A 13,753-nucleotide genomic window follows, 5' to 3' on the forward strand; every position below is an offset into this window, starting at 1 on the left:
TGCGTTTGTTTCTATCCAATCCATTTCACTCCAGTCGTGCATTGTTAACTGCTTTTTCATTGCAAAAAAAATGTCACCAGACCAATAATCACCGAAACTACAAATCCATAAACCAATACGGGACCGGCAACAGTAAACATCTTAGCAGCTACTCCATAGACGTAACCTTCTCGTTTGAATTCCAATGCCGGAGCAACTATGGAATTTGCAAATCCGGTAATTGGCACAATAGAACCCGCACCAGCAAATTTCCCCAGGTTATCATAGATACCCAAGCCGGTAAAAAATGCTCCCAAGAATACCATTACCACCAAAGTGGAAGTACCTGCTTCTTTTGAGGTCAAGCCCCCAGCCTGAAAGAGATTTTGAATAATTTGTGCGATTGCAGTAATGGCTCCCCCCACCACAAAGGCAGCCACAGCATTTTTCAGCCAAGTCTGGCTAGGTTTAACCTGCTGGGCCAACTGCTGATACTCTTGCTGTTCCGCTTGTTTCTTTGCCTGCTGAAATTGTTTATCCAATAAATCGCCTTCTGTTGCTGCCATAAAAGCACCTCCGTATTTTAGTGTTTCCTTAGTAAGACAGTTTCATGCCAATGTAATTAGTAAAGCACCTACCGTTTGGCAGGTGCTTTTAGTTTCTCTTTTATAACGAGGCATTACCGCCATCATCGGCATAGGCAATTTTCACATTAGCTTTGTACTCGTTAAGTTTGCCGTTATGAACATTAGCGGTCAAATTGTAGACTTCCACACCAGTAATGTTGGGGATACCCCGGGAAGCTTCATTCACCGCTGCCTGCACTGCATCCTTCCAGTTATAAGCTGATTCACCAACTAGTTCAACTACTTTTACATGCATGTTTATCCCTCCTTATCAAATTTCTGTTTTTAGTTTTAGCTCATCTTGCAAATTATATACCAAAATAATGTGACCAAAGTCACTTTTTTATCATGACCTTGGCCCGTTGTTAATTGTTTAAATTGTTTGATAATATGGTGATAAGTAATAGCAGGTCTGAGGCCGGGAATGGAGCCCGGAGACCCAGAGTCCAGAGGCTCCCGCGAAGGCACTGTTATTGCGCACACAACCCCATCTTACCTTTTTTCGTTATCCGCCAGTAACTGGCGGATTTGTTTTAGGGCCTGTCTTTCAATCCGCGAAACTTGAACTTGGGATAATCCTATCACTTCCGCTACTTCTGTTTGGGTCTTATCTTGGAAAAAGCGCATTAGCAACACTTTTCGATGCTTTTCAGACAATGACATCAGTAAATCCTTTAAAGCAATTTTATCAAACCAAACATTCTCGTCTTCCTTGGTGCTGCCTAGTTGGTCCGATACAAAAATGGGATCACCACTATCCTGATAAAGTGTATCATAGATGGAACTGGGCAATTGGGCTGCCTCCAGGGCCTCCACTATTTGTTCCTTTGGTATGTCCAAGCTCTCAGCAAGTTCATTAATGCTGGGTTCACGCCCCATATTTTTACTTAATTCTTCCCTCCGAATTCTAACCTTTCCGGCAATTTCCTTTAACGAACGGCTCACCTTCACCGGACTATCATCCCTAAGGAAACGACGGATTTCCCCGACAATCATGGGTACTGCATATGTAGAAAACTTCACCCCATAAGACATATCAAATTTATCAATAGCTTTAATAAGCCCGATGGTACCGATTTGAAAAAGATCATCCAAATCATAACCTCGATTGTCAAAACGCTTGACGACATTAAAGACTAATTTCAAGTTGCAGTTTATTAGCTGCTCCCGGGCCTCTTCATCTCCATTTCTGGTTTTCTCCAGCAAATCCACTTGTTGTTGATCAGAGAGAAGAGGGAAACGAGGCAGATTCATTTCGGATAAACGACCAACCATGGCGCTGCTCTCCCTTACTTACTTAACTTTTTTAACATGTGTACTAGCGTGCCCCGCCCGGGCTCTGATTTAACATCCAGTCCATCCATAAAAGACTGCATGAAAACGAATCCCAATCCCATCCGCTCGGGGTCTGAAGAATATGTAGGTTCCATGGCCTGTTGGACATCCTCAATACCTTTCCCCTCGTCCTGCACCACTATTTCCAGAAATTCCTCATAGCGATTTATTTCCAGGTTGATCTGCCCGTCAGGACTAGTCTCATAGCCGTGAATGATGGCATTAGAAACTGCCTCGGATACTGCAACCTTGACTTCTTCCAGGTCATTTAAAGTAAGGTCAGACTGGGCGGCCATGCTGGCCACCGTAACCCTGGCAAGCGCCACGTTATCCGGCACGCTTGTAAATTCCATTTTTAAGCTGTTTAATAACTTGCCCAAATTTTCGTATTTCACCGTTCTTCCCCCTTAGGATAGTTGGGATAGTGCATCGGACTCGGTTGGGTAAACGCCGATGATCTTCATAATTCCCGATAACTCCAAAATACGCTCCACCACAGGCCGGGCACCGCTGATTACCATCACCCGACCGTCTTTAATCAGCTTCTTGTACCTGCCAAGTATTACACCAAGACCAGAACTGTCAATAAAACTAACCCCTGACAGATCCAATAACAAATTTGAATCCGGATGCTGTTCTAATCCTCTATCCAGCACCTGCCGGAATCGTTCCGCGACCTTCATATCTAATTCGCCGCTGACGGATACCTTTAATGTATTGCCATAATGTTTGACCTTTAAATTCAAACTAAGGCCCCCCTTTTTTCGGTGCTCTGCCATGGATTATTCGATAGATCAGTTGGCAAATCCTGCTAAATTACTTGGCTAAGAATGTCGAAGTACGGTTTTCTAAAGAATAGAAAAAATAACTTGACAAAATGGTGTCAGGCACCATTTTGTCAAGTTATTGCACAAAAAAAGCAGCCGAAGCTGCTTTTAAAATATCTATTTTCCTAATATATTACGAAAAGTCTTCTTTAAAATGTGGAAAAATCCCGCCCGTTCAACAGCTTGAGCTGCCACCAGGTCTACCCGATTTACCTCTTCCCCCTGATTGTACACCACCACTTCCCCCAATTTCTGCCCAGCTTCAATCGGCGCCTCCACATATTGCTCAAGATTAACTTTTGTTTCCACTTTTACTTCTTCCCCTTTTTCCGAGAGGAAACCTACATTATCACTGGCAACGGCATCTATCTGTTCAAGCAGTCCTTTGCTCACATCCACGATACCCACTTTATCACCCTTGCTGTAAGTTGAGTGGAATTTAAAGGTATTAAAACCATAGTTTAAAAGATTCATAGCGTTGGAAAAATGGCCGTTTCTTTTCTCCACACCCATTACCACCGCGACCAGTCTTAGCCCCTCCCGTTGAGCAGTAGCGGTAAGATTGCGCTTAGCAATAGAGGTGGTACCGGTCTTAAGACCGTCTGCTCCCTTGTACCACCACAGCAGCTTATTTAAATTCCAAAGCTTCAATTCCGGTTCCGCCCTGAACTCATAATATTCCGTTGAAACAATTTCCATCATCTTTGACATGGTTGTGGCGTGCCGGCCGATTACAGCCATGTCGTAGGCAGTGGTGTAATGATCATCATCGTGCAGTCCGTGAGAATTAACAAAGTGGGTATTCTTCGCACCCAACTCCTTAGCCCGCTTATTCATCATGTCTACAAAATTTTCTTCCGTACCGCCAATGTATTCGGCTACTGCCACACTGGCATCATTTGCCGAACCCACCGCCACCGCAATCAAAAGCTTTTCCAGAGTAAATGTTTCCCCGGGTTCAAGCCAAACCTGGGAACCGCCGTAACTGCAGGCATTTTCGCTGGCCGTGACTTTGTCGGTCAACTGCACTTTGCCCTGCTCCACCGCCTCCAAGGCCACTATTAGAGTCATCATTTTAGTCATACTTGCCGGGTACCATTTTTTATGGGCATCCTGGTCATAAAGCAACTTTCCGGTAGCCGCGTCCATTAAAGCAGCACTTTCCACATCCAAATTCAAATCAACGGCATACGCGCCGCTTACAACCATGACAGAAAACAACATAGTGAATATAAGTGTAAAAGCAAGTTTCCTTTTCACCGGTATTCCCTCCCGGAAATTAAGGTTAAGGCCCGTTCAACGGGCTTCATACCTCTACTTTATTATCCGGCAAGGGGAAATATGACAAGTTTAAGGCGCATTCCGGTATTCCCCAGTATCGGTGACAAAACCTAATATTAAAGGATGTTTCTCCGGCTGCCCATAGGTAAATGCTTCAGCCAACATGTCCGTTGCTTGCGCCGCACGCCTCTCATCTGCGGCATGAATTTCCGCGAGTTGCTCACCCACGGCAACCTTATCCCCTCTTTTAGCTTTTAAAACTATTCCGGCCGCCAGATCAATTTCGTCCTCTTTCCGGCTGCGACCGGCACCGGCCGCCATTGCCGCCAAGCCAACCTTTTCCGCGTGCAAATGACTGATATAACCATTAGTTTTACTATAAAGTGGAATAATTACCTGCGCCCGAGGCAACAGATTATAATTTTCCAGGGCCTCAGCATTACCACCCTGAGTCGTAACCATTTCCCTGAGTTTCTTGAGGCCGGAGCCGTTACGCAAAAGTTCCGTCAGTATCTCTTTACCGCGGTGTTCGTCTGCTGCCTTTCCAGCAGCAGCCAACATCCGTGCACCTAGTTCAAGACAAAGCTGACGCAAGTCTTCAGGACCGTGTCCCTTCAAGGTTTCCACCGCCTCCACAACCTCTAAAGCATTGCCCACCGTCTTACCCAATGGTTGGTCCATGTCAGAGACTAAAGCAGTGGTCTCCCGCTTCATACTGCTGCCAATGTCCACCATAGCTTTGGCTAAGGCAAAAGCTTCTTCGGCAGTTTTCATGAAGGCACCGCTGCCGACCTTAACATCTAAAATAATCTTGTCCGCCCCCGAGGCCAACTTTTTACTCATGATACTAGAAGCAATCAAGGGTAGACTATTAACCGTGGCGGTAACATCCCTCAGCGCATAAAGCTTTTTATCCGCCGGTACCAGATTCCCCGTCTGACCCACCACAGCGAGGCCTACTTCTCTTACTTGGCGTAAAAATTGCTCCGGCGCCAAATCCACCTGCAAGCCGGGGATGGCAGCAAGTTTATCCAAGGTACCACCGGTATGACCCAGACCTCGGCCAGACATTTTCGCCACCGGAATGCCTGCTGCAGCCACCAACGGTGCTACCACCAGGGTAGTCTTATCGCCTACCCCGCCGGTACTGTGCTTATCTACCTTCACACCGGGTATGTCTGAAAGATCTATTTGGTCTCCGGACTGCAGCATCACCTGGGTAAAATGCGCCGTCTCCCGAGCAGTCATGCCTTGAAAAAAAACCGCCATGGTAAAGGCGGACATTTGATAATCGGGAATATCGCCGGCTGCATAGCCGTTCAATAGAAATTGTATTTCTTCTTGGCTGAGTTCCGCACCGTCTCTTTTTTTTGCAATAACATCATAAACCCTCATTGGTACACACTCCCGATTCTTAAATTTACAAACGCTGCACCACTAACCGCACCAATCCCAGAAACTTCGATTTTGTTTTTTCCGCAGTATCCATCACTTCATCATGACTTAACAAATGATGTCCTAGGCCAGCAGCCATATTGGTAATACAAGAAATTCCCAAGACTTTTATTCCAGCATGGCGTGCCACAATTACCTCCGCCACCGTACTCATGCCCACCATATCCACGCCGATAGTCTTGAGATAATTTATTTCCGCCGGTGTCTCATAGCTTGGTCCTGCCAGCCCGCCATAGACACCATCCTTCAGCGGTATGCCTTGTTCATCACCAGCTTCTTCTGCTGTTTTTCGTAACTCAGGAGCGTATGCCTCGGTCATATCCGGAAATCTTGGGCCAAATTCATCATAATTCGGTCCAATTAAAGGATTTGTCCCAGTTAGGTTAATATGGTCACTTATTAATACTAAATCCCCCGCCTCAAACTTCGAATTGGTACCACCAGCTGCATTAGTAACAATAAGCGTCTCAACACCCAACTTCTTCATAACACGAACCGGATATGTAACTTCCTGTATGGAATAACCTTCATAAAAGTGAAATCTTCCCTGCATTGCAACTACATCTTTACCCTGCAGTTTGCCAAACACCAATTGACCCTTATGACCTGTTACCGTTGACACCGGGAAGTTAGGAATATCCTCATAGGGTATTATAAAGGGCTCTTCGATTTCTTCTGCCAGTACTCCGAGACCTGAGCCCAGTATCAAACCTATCTGAGGATTAAAAGAAACTTTACCCTTGAGATATCCAATAGTTTGTTCCAGTTTAGCTATCATCTTGTCCAAGAGTCGTCCCCTCCTTTGAAATTATTGTTATCGGCTCTTATTGATTCTATTATTTCCCTAGCAAAGGATTCACCGTGAGCGGTGGAACCGCAGTGAAGAAGTTCCGCGATAGTGGCGCCCAAATCGCTAAAGCTTCTGCGGGTACCAATATCAACCCCGGGCTTAACCTGCCGACCGGCAACCAATACCGGCACATGCTCTCTAGTATGGTCCGTACCGGGAAAACCCGGGTCAGTGCCGTGGTCTGCGGTAATAACCAGGACATCCTCGGGAGACATCAATGCCATAATTCCCGGCAGTTCTTTATCAAATGCTGCCAATGCTTTGGCATACCCTTCTATATTATTGCGGTGACCATAAAGCATATCAAAATCCACCAAGTTGGCAAAAATAAGACCCGCCTTATCCTGCTGCAGGAATTCTTTAATGCGCAGTACCCCTTCTTCATTGCTGGTGCTGCTTAAGGAGTTAGTGATACCAACGCCGGCAAAAACATCCTTGATCTTACCCACCGCCATCACTTCTTCTCCGCTTTCCGCCACCAATTGCAGCAGCGTCTTTTCCGGTGGTTGTAAAGAAAAATCATGCCGTCGCGGCGTACGGGTAAAATTACCCGGTTGGCCGATAAAGGGCCGAGCAATCACCCGGCCGACAGCGTGCTCGCCGGTCAATATCTTTCTGGCGACACGGCACATGTGATAAAGGTCTTCTATGGGGATTACATCCTCGTGGGCGGCGATCTGAAGAACACTGTCCGCTGAGGTGTAAACTATCGGGAAACCGGTGTCCATGTGTTCCCTGCCCAATTCCTGAATTATTTCCGTGCCTGAAGCCGCTTTGTTACCCAAAATACCGCGCCCAATCTGCTGTTTGAAGGGTTCTAATATTTCAGGTGGAAAACCCTGTGGATAGGTGGGAAAAGGCTGCTCCAGTACCACACCGGACATTTCCCAATGGCCGGTAGTAGTATCCTTGCCCGCCGACCTTTCCTGCATTTTCCCAAAAGCACCTTTGGGCATGTCCATCGCCTGTATTCCGGGTACCTGGATAATATTACCTAGACCCAAATCGCTCATATTGGGGAGTGCTAGGCCGCCTACGCCCTCCGCCACATGAAGCAAAGTATTCGCACCTGCATCTCCATACTCTGCCGCATCAGGCAAAGCACCAATTCCCACACTATCCAGGACTATTAAAATTACACGACGTATCAAATAAAGACCTCCTGTCCGCTATGCGCGAGGGTGTGTTTCATCATACACTTCTTTAATCCGGCTTTTGGTAAGGTGAGTATAAATTTGAGTGGTGGTAATATCCGCATGCCCGAGCATTTCCTGCACAGCCCGCAAATCCGCACCATTCTCCAACAGGTGCGTGGCAAAAGAATGTCTTAAGGTATGCGGGGCAATATCTTTATTAATCCCCGCATCGACCGCATATTTCTTTAACAGCTTCCAAAAACCTTGACGGGTTAAGCGCCGTCCGTGTTGATTGACAAATAGTGCCGGCTCATCAAAATGCTTAATTAGTTTATTTCTTCCCTTTTCCAAATATTCATTAAGACAGCGGGCAGCCACCGAACCCATGGGTACAATCCGTTCCTTCGCCCCTTTGCCGAAGCAGCGCACGAAGCCCAGTTCCAGATTAAGATGGGGTACATCAAGGGCCATCAATTCCGACACCCTCAGTCCCGTGGCATAAAGCAGTTCCAACATCGCCTTATCCCGCAGCCCCGCTTTTTTGCCAGTATCGGGTTGATCCAGCAATGCAACAACTTCATCGGGGCTCAGCACATGAGGGAGTTTCTTTGCTAATTTAGGTGAATCTAAGTTAATTGTCGGGTCTTTTTCTACAGCACTTTCACGGGTAAGAAAATGATAAAAGGATTTCAAAGCTGCCAGGTGCCGGGATACTGTAGCCGGCGCACGCCCTTTTTGCTGCAGTTTAAGCAGGTAAGCCATGATATGGTTACGATGTACTGCTTCTACGCTTTTTATATCCCGTTCCTTTAGCCACTCCAGAAATTGGTGCAGGTCCCGATGATAAGAAGAAAGTGTATTTTCCGCCAGTCCTCTCTCCACGGCCAGATAATGCAAAAACTCCTCCACCCAATAATTAGCCATAAAAGCAGCATCCCTCTCCAAATTAACTTTGGTAGGGTTTTCTACAAAAAAAGAGGAAGTTCCTGCGTTAACCGCAATTATCTTCCTCCCTGATAATATTCTTTTAACTTTGATACAAAACCACCGAACCAGTCCTCCCCCGCTTCACCGTCGGCCGGCGTCGGAGTTAGGTCTTGCTCCACCCCAGGGCTTGCCTGAACCGCCGCTTTGCCTAAATCTTGTTTAGCCGGGTTTTCTACTCTGACCGGCTGACCGGGAGCATGGTTCAAGTCTTCATTCTCGGCTACATCTACCATCAGATTGTTAAAACTGAGGCCAATCAAAAGCAGCAATCCGAACAATAAGACTATCCGCAGCGCAGCCAGTTTCACCCGAGCATTGGTGACTACTATCAGCACCCTGCCTCATCCTTCCTGTTCACATTTATATACTGAAAAGATATGTGAACATGCCCAGGTTTAGAACATCAGCTGCCTTTTTGAATTGCTAACTTCGCCGTACTTTCTTACCCAACTCGCTTTCAGTAAGGAAACGATGGGTCTCCGCCACTACAACACCGCTAAGCCCCAATAAACCAATTAAGTTGGGGATGGCCATCAAAGCGTTCATGATGTCGGCCACGCTCCACACCAACGATAGGTTTATTGAAGTACCAAGAAAAACGGCCACAATCCAAGCATAGCGATACCACTTTATGCTTTTGAAACCAAATAGATATTCAAAAGATTTCTCACCATAATAAGCCCAGCCGAGAATGGTGGAAAAGGCAAAAAATACGATACCTAAACTAACAATTAATCCACCCGGCCCGGGTAACCCTTCCCGGAAAGATATCACCGTCAATGCCGCTCCGGTCTCACCTGAGTTCCACATGCCACTGGAAATAATAGCTAACGCAGTAATGGTGCAAACTACCAGAGTATCAATAAATGTCCCTGTCATAGATACCAAAGCCTGGCGGCCGGGGAAGTCTGTTTTTGCCGCCGCTGCGGCGATAGGAGCACTGCCCAAACCGGCCTCGTTAGAGAATACCCCTCGGGCCACACCCATTCTTATAGCCAATAAGACGCCTGAGCCGGCAAAGCCGCCCGCCGCGGCAGTACCAGTGAATGCCTGACCGACTATCATTCCCAAGGCCCGCGGGATCTCAGAGAAGTTAATGATAATAATTAACAGCCCGCCCAAAATATAAAACACGGCCATTAACGGAACCAACCAGGAAGTTACCCGGGCAATGCTTTTAATTCCACCAAGAATAACCATAGCCACCAGAGCCGCAAGAATTATCCCGGTAATTCTGGGGTCAATGCCAAAAGAGGTCTTAATAGCATCAGCCACAGAGTTTGATTGAACGGTATTACCGATACCAAAAGCTGCCACAGATGCAAAAACAGCGAATAAAGTGCCCAGCCATTTCCAGCCCAAGCCCCGGCTAATATAATACATGGGTCCGCCGGATATTTCTCCCTTTTCGTCTTTAATACGGTATTTCACCGCTAAGATAGCTTCCGCATATTTGGTTGCCATACCAAAAAGCGCGGTAATCCACATCCAAAATACCGCACCTGGGCCGCCGGCAGCAATAGCAGTAGCCACACCGGCAATATTCCCGGTACCGATGGTGGCTGCCAAAGCAGTCATCAGTGCCTGGAATGGAGTAATATCTCCTTCTCCCTGATCTTCTTTATCAGGTTTTTTAAAGACAAGTGAGAGCGCATATGGTAATTTGCGTATTTGTAAAAACTTCATCCTAAAGGTGAGGTAAATTCCCGTGCCAACCAACAGGGTCAACATGTAGGGTCCCCAGACCCAGCTACTTATATCACTTAGCAGTTCAGTAAATGCCGCCATTTTTTATCACCTCTCTGTTGATATTTAAAAATAGAATTTACTATATTAGCGTTTCCAAATCCACATATTCCATACCGTGGGCTTCCGCCACTGCCCGGTAGGTCACTTTACCCTTTACTACATTTACTCCGTTAGACAATGGTTCGTTTTCTTTTACGGCCCGAAGCCAACCCTTATTCGCCAACTGCAGCGCATAAGGAAGGGTTGAATTGGTCAATCCGAAGGTGGAAGTTCGCGCCACTGCACCGGGAATATTGGCTACGGCATAGTGGAGCACACCATACTTCTCATAAGTAGGTTCACTATGGGTAGTGACATGGTCAATCGTCTGGATACAGCCACCCTGGTCAATGGCAACATCAACAATAACTGCAGCTTTCTTCATACCCCGCACCATATCATCGGTGACAATATGCGGCGCTTTAGCCCCGGGAATAAGCACAGCACCAATAAGCAAGTCTGCAAAAGAAACAGCCTTTTGGACGTTGACAGAGTTGGACATTAATGTATTCACATTTCCGCCGAACAAATCATCTAACTGCCGCAAACGATTAGGATTAAGGTCAACGATAGTTACAGATGCGCCCAAACCGTGAGCCATCTTAGCAGCATTGGTACCGACTACTCCGCCGCCGATAATTACTACGTCCGCCGGCGGGACACCGGGAATACCACCCAACAGCACGCCGCGCCCCCCTTTGGGTTTCTCCAACAATTGAGCGCCTACCTGAACCGACATCCTGCCGGCTACCTCACTCATTGGTGTTAGCAGCGGCAGACTGCCATCATCCAGTTGAATTGTTTCATAAGCAATGGCAGTTACTTTCTTTTCTGCCAGGGCTTTTGTCAATTCGCCTTCCGCCGCTAGATGCAGATAGGTAAATAGCACCAAATCTTCCCGAAAATAGCCGTATTCTTCAGAAAGCGGTTCCTTTACCTTGATAATCATCTCTGCATTCTCCCAAACCTCTGCAGCAGAACCCAAGATATTTGCCCCTTGAACAGTGAATTCTTCATTAGTAATGCCGCTGCCCAAACCCGCATCTTTCTGCACCATTACCTTATGTCCCTGTTGGGTGAAAGCAGCTACTCCAGCAGGAGTAATCGCCACCCTGTTTTCGTTATTTTTAATTTCCTTCGGTATTCCTATTATCATAATTTGAAGCCGCCTTTCTTAAATGAAGTGACATTGTTACTAGTATCTTTTTACCCTAGCGAATAAATATGTATTTAAACTAATCTACTTCAAAATCACTGCGTAACATGGGGGTCTAAAAAAGAAAAAATACTCCACCGAAGGAGTATTTGAAATCGTACATATTATTTAAATTATTTCCTTAGTTCTTTGTTTAGAAGTAAACCGCAATCAGTTTGATGAATGCTGGCGAGATGTAGGCCTCAACCAACCCACCCAGGCTCACTACACCCATCACTACCCCAAATAAGACAGTATAGCCTAACAAATACTGAGACAGCACCAAGCCCCGAGAAAACTTGCCTTGTAAGAGTTGTAACGAAAAAGCTACTGAACTGATAGCAGCAAGCAGCAGTGCCGGTACAAAGATGAGATTTTGAGGAAGCACGGAAAGAATAGTTAGCAATACCCCGGCAAATGCTTTCTCTTGTACTAAAAAGCCCACAGTAAATCCCAATACCGCGCCGCGAAGAAATACCACTACACCTACCACCGGAATACCTACTACAGTCAATCCCAAAAACCAAATCAAAAGCATCAACTTAATATTTGACCAAACAGCCGTCTTGGCCAGCCCTAAACTGTCAACCTGCCAATCGCCGCTGCCCTGAAGCACTGTATCCACATAATTTAACAAGTCCAGTTGCTGCTGTTGGGATAGAGAATTTATGCCTAAAGCGCCGGAAATAATACCGGCAGCGAAGATAAAGACTATAAGGATGAATACTGCCAAATTAGCCTGCAGATATTGCCCAATTCGGCTTTTGAGTTTCATTCGCTCCACCTCACCTGCTTTAACTATATGTATGCAGGGGTGGATGGTTTATGCTTGCTGCGGTGGGACTTGACCGGACAAATTGCTTTGGATGATTTGGGCGATAAATTGGGCCGCTAATATATCTTCCCAAGAGTTGGCACTGGCAGCAACAACACTGACATTGCTGGAGTATTGCCGGGCTAAGGCCACTGCTCTGGCAGCACCAGAAAAGGATGGTTCTATCCCTTTTTTCGCTAAAGTACGGGCTACGGTAGCGGTGGTCACGATACCACCGGCATTGAAGGCCGCATCAAAGGCAGTGCCTCCCGTATCACTGACTACCACCAATACAGCACCCTCCAAAGTACAAAGCTTACAAATTTCCGCACCGGCATTGGGAACTATTTTACTGATGCTGCCGCCCTGATCACGGACACCGGAAATGAACCTTCTAGCATTTTGCTCCCGCTGGGCAGGACTGGCCCAACGTGGTTCAGTAGCGAGAATGATATCCCGCCCATCCTTAAGAGCTGATTTAGCAGCCTGTCGGCCAATATTTTCCGGCACTACCGGTACCGGCGGGTTAGCGTTATCGGGAGCGGCGCCAAATACCTGCCAGGCTCCTGCTTCTATGGCACTTTCTATAGTGGTAGACATGTCAATCACATCGACGATTACCACTATATCTCCCAGCAGTGCCGCCGCTGCCGCACCGCTGGCATCTGATACTACGCTCACCCTGGGCCTGCTCAAATACTATTCCCCCTTAGCTAATTTTCTTATTGATCGGGCCACAAAATGCCGGTAATAGTCTTACCATCCGTAATTTCTCCTTTGCTGATTTTTTCAACTGCTTCTTCCCGAAAAAGCTTGATTACCTGGACAAATTCATCTTCGTCACAGCATTGCTCTCCTTCTTCCAGATTCTCCGCCCGATAGAGATACATTATTTCATCGGAAAACCCTGGGGACGTATAAAACGTACCCAACAATTCTACTGTGCCTGGTTTATATCCCGTCTCCTCCTCTAGTTCTCTGGCCGCACATCGAGCCGGGTCTTCCTGGTGGTCTAGCTTTCCCGCGGGCAGTTCCAGAGTCTCTTGAGCGATCGGGTAACGATACTGGCGCACCATTAATAACTCTTTTTCCTCGGTATAGGCCAATATGGTAACAGCACCGGGATGCTCCACCACCTCCCGGGTGGATTCCTTGCCGTTGGGCAGCTCCACAGTATCTAATCTGAGGCTAATCATATTTCCTTGAAAAATTTGCTTCTGTGCGAGAGTCTTTTCTTTTAAAGACAATAGTTTCCCCTCCAGGTATATTTTGCCATTTAGAACCATAGTCTAATACTATCATACCGCGAAAAGGGGTATCAATAAATGATCGAACAGTTGGTAATGAAAAATCAGGTTTATTGGCGGGGTTCCATCAAGGAATTACTCCCTTATCTGCGTGAATTGGGTAAAACTCAATCTACGGTACAAGAATTCATTAATAAAAACCTTGCATAAATTTTGGGCGCTTCCTAGGATTA

Annotated in this window: 17 protein-coding genes; 1 reads left to right on the forward strand and 16 read right to left on the reverse strand. The window is 46.5% G+C overall.

All coding sequences use genetic code 11. The features are described from left to right. Positions 1-56: 56 nt before the first annotated feature. From spoVAC to MFMK1_RS14635, 16 genes are all read right to left on the reverse strand, one after another. Positions 57-545: a stage V sporulation protein AC gene (gene spoVAC, locus MFMK1_RS14560; RefSeq protein WP_366922414.1), complete on the reverse strand. Its 489-nt coding sequence runs from the start codon at positions 543-545 to the stop codon at positions 57-59. A gap of 100 nt (positions 546-645) precedes the next feature. Continuing rightward, positions 646-861, reverse strand: coding sequence for a dodecin family protein (locus MFMK1_RS14565; RefSeq protein ID WP_366922415.1), 216 nt, complete (start codon positions 859-861; stop codon positions 646-648). A gap of 236 nt (positions 862-1,097) precedes the next feature. Then, positions 1,098-1,880, reverse strand: a complete 783-nt coding sequence (sigF, locus tag MFMK1_RS14570) for an RNA polymerase sporulation sigma factor SigF (protein ID WP_366922416.1) — start codon at positions 1,878-1,880, stop codon at positions 1,098-1,100. A gap of 14 nt (positions 1,881-1,894) precedes the next feature. Beyond that, complete coding sequence (gene spoIIAB, locus MFMK1_RS14575) at positions 1,895-2,293, reverse strand: anti-sigma F factor (protein ID WP_366924958.1); 399 nt, start codon at positions 2,291-2,293, stop codon at positions 1,895-1,897. 54 nt (positions 2,294-2,347) lie between these two features. Then, the gene (locus MFMK1_RS14580) at positions 2,348-2,686 is read right to left on the reverse strand and encodes an STAS domain-containing protein (RefSeq protein ID WP_366922417.1); all 339 of its coding nucleotides are present in this window, start codon (positions 2,684-2,686) and stop codon (positions 2,348-2,350) included. Positions 2,687-2,884: 198 nt separating this feature from the next. Further along, positions 2,885-4,027 carry a D-alanyl-D-alanine carboxypeptidase family protein gene (locus MFMK1_RS14585; protein WP_366922418.1) on the reverse strand — a complete coding sequence of 381 codons (1,143 nt, stop codon included), beginning with the start codon at positions 4,025-4,027 and terminating at the stop codon, positions 2,885-2,887. A 90-nt stretch (positions 4,028-4,117) separates the two neighbouring features. Then, entirely contained in the window at positions 4,118-5,443 is a 1,326-nt protein-coding gene (locus MFMK1_RS14590; RefSeq protein ID WP_366922419.1) for a pyrimidine-nucleoside phosphorylase, read from the reverse strand. 25 nt (positions 5,444-5,468) lie between these two features. Next, entirely contained in the window at positions 5,469-6,281 is an 813-nt protein-coding gene (locus tag MFMK1_RS14595) for a purine-nucleoside phosphorylase (protein WP_366924959.1), read from the reverse strand. After that, complete coding sequence (locus MFMK1_RS14600) at positions 6,278-7,504, reverse strand: phosphopentomutase (protein ID WP_366922420.1); 1,227 nt, start codon at positions 7,502-7,504, stop codon at positions 6,278-6,280. The genes MFMK1_RS14595 and MFMK1_RS14600 overlap by 4 nt, the downstream gene beginning before the upstream one ends. A gap of 18 nt (positions 7,505-7,522) precedes the next feature. Beyond that, on the reverse strand, positions 7,523-8,413 hold the full coding sequence (gene xerD, locus MFMK1_RS14605) for a site-specific tyrosine recombinase XerD (RefSeq protein WP_366922421.1): 891 nt from the start codon (positions 8,411-8,413) through the stop codon (positions 7,523-7,525). Between the two features lie 77 nt (positions 8,414-8,490). Then, positions 8,491-8,811 carry a hypothetical protein gene (locus MFMK1_RS14610; RefSeq protein ID WP_366922422.1) on the reverse strand — a complete coding sequence of 107 codons (321 nt, stop codon included), beginning with the start codon at positions 8,809-8,811 and terminating at the stop codon, positions 8,491-8,493. A gap of 88 nt (positions 8,812-8,899) precedes the next feature. Continuing rightward, positions 8,900-10,264 (reverse strand): alanine/glycine:cation symporter family protein, encoded by a 1,365-nt coding sequence (locus MFMK1_RS14615; RefSeq protein WP_366922423.1) that lies wholly within the window; start codon positions 10,262-10,264, stop codon positions 8,900-8,902. A 40-nt stretch (positions 10,265-10,304) separates the two neighbouring features. Beyond that, positions 10,305-11,420 (reverse strand): alanine dehydrogenase, encoded by a 1,116-nt coding sequence (gene ald, locus MFMK1_RS14620; protein WP_366922424.1) that lies wholly within the window; start codon positions 11,418-11,420, stop codon positions 10,305-10,307. A 193-nt stretch (positions 11,421-11,613) separates the two neighbouring features. Beyond that, the gene (spoIIM, locus tag MFMK1_RS14625) at positions 11,614-12,234 is read right to left on the reverse strand and encodes a stage II sporulation protein M (RefSeq protein ID WP_366922425.1); all 621 of its coding nucleotides are present in this window, start codon (positions 12,232-12,234) and stop codon (positions 11,614-11,616) included. 48 nt (positions 12,235-12,282) lie between these two features. After that, positions 12,283-12,969, reverse strand: a complete 687-nt coding sequence (locus MFMK1_RS14630) for a hypothetical protein (RefSeq protein WP_366922426.1) — start codon at positions 12,967-12,969, stop codon at positions 12,283-12,285. Positions 12,970-12,995: 26 nt separating this feature from the next. Next, positions 12,996-13,520: an NUDIX domain-containing protein gene (locus MFMK1_RS14635; protein WP_366922427.1), complete on the reverse strand. Its 525-nt coding sequence runs from the start codon at positions 13,518-13,520 to the stop codon at positions 12,996-12,998. A gap of 78 nt (positions 13,521-13,598) precedes the next feature. Here MFMK1_RS14635 and MFMK1_RS14640 point away from each other — a divergent pair, with 78 nt between their 5' ends. Then, positions 13,599-13,730 carry a hypothetical protein gene (locus tag MFMK1_RS14640; protein ID WP_366922428.1) on the forward strand — a complete coding sequence of 44 codons (132 nt, stop codon included), beginning with the start codon at positions 13,599-13,601 and terminating at the stop codon, positions 13,728-13,730. Positions 13,731-13,753: the final 23 nt, after the last annotated feature.

The organism is Metallumcola ferriviriculae (genome assembly GCF_035573695.1).
Classification (GTDB): Bacteria; Bacillota; JADQBR01; order JADQBR01; family JADQBR01; genus Metallumcola; species Metallumcola ferriviriculae.

Bases quoted from the DNA above. Each gene is read 5' to 3' on its own strand.
- spoVAC (WP_366922414.1), bottom strand. From the start codon at position 545: ATGGCAGCAACAGAAGGCGATTTATTGGATAAACAATTTCAGCAGGCA.
- MFMK1_RS14565 (WP_366922415.1), bottom strand. From the start codon at position 861: ATGCATGTAAAAGTAGTTGAACTAGTTGGTGAATCAGCTTATAACTGG.
- sigF (WP_366922416.1), bottom strand. From the start codon at position 1,880: ATGGTTGGTCGTTTATCCGAAATGAATCTGCCTCGTTTCCCTCTTCTC.
- spoIIAB (WP_366924958.1), bottom strand. From the start codon at position 2,293: ATGGAATTTACAAGCGTGCCGGATAACGTGGCGCTTGCCAGGGTTACG.
- MFMK1_RS14590 (WP_366922419.1), bottom strand. From the start codon at position 5,443: ATGAGGGTTTATGATGTTATTGCAAAAAAAAGAGACGGTGCGGAACTC.
- MFMK1_RS14595 (WP_366924959.1), bottom strand. From the start codon at position 6,281: ATGATAGCTAAACTGGAACAAACTATTGGATATCTCAAGGGTAAAGTT.
- xerD (WP_366922421.1), bottom strand. From the start codon at position 8,413: ATGGCTAATTATTGGGTGGAGGAGTTTTTGCATTATCTGGCCGTGGAG.
- MFMK1_RS14615 (WP_366922423.1), bottom strand. From the start codon at position 10,264: ATGGCGGCATTTACTGAACTGCTAAGTGATATAAGTAGCTGGGTCTGG.
- ald (WP_366922424.1), bottom strand. From the start codon at position 11,420: ATGATAATAGGAATACCGAAGGAAATTAAAAATAACGAAAACAGGGTG.
- spoIIM (WP_366922425.1), bottom strand. From the start codon at position 12,234: ATGAAACTCAAAAGCCGAATTGGGCAATATCTGCAGGCTAATTTGGCA.
- MFMK1_RS14640 (WP_366922428.1), top strand. From the start codon at position 13,599: ATGATCGAACAGTTGGTAATGAAAAATCAGGTTTATTGGCGGGGTTCC.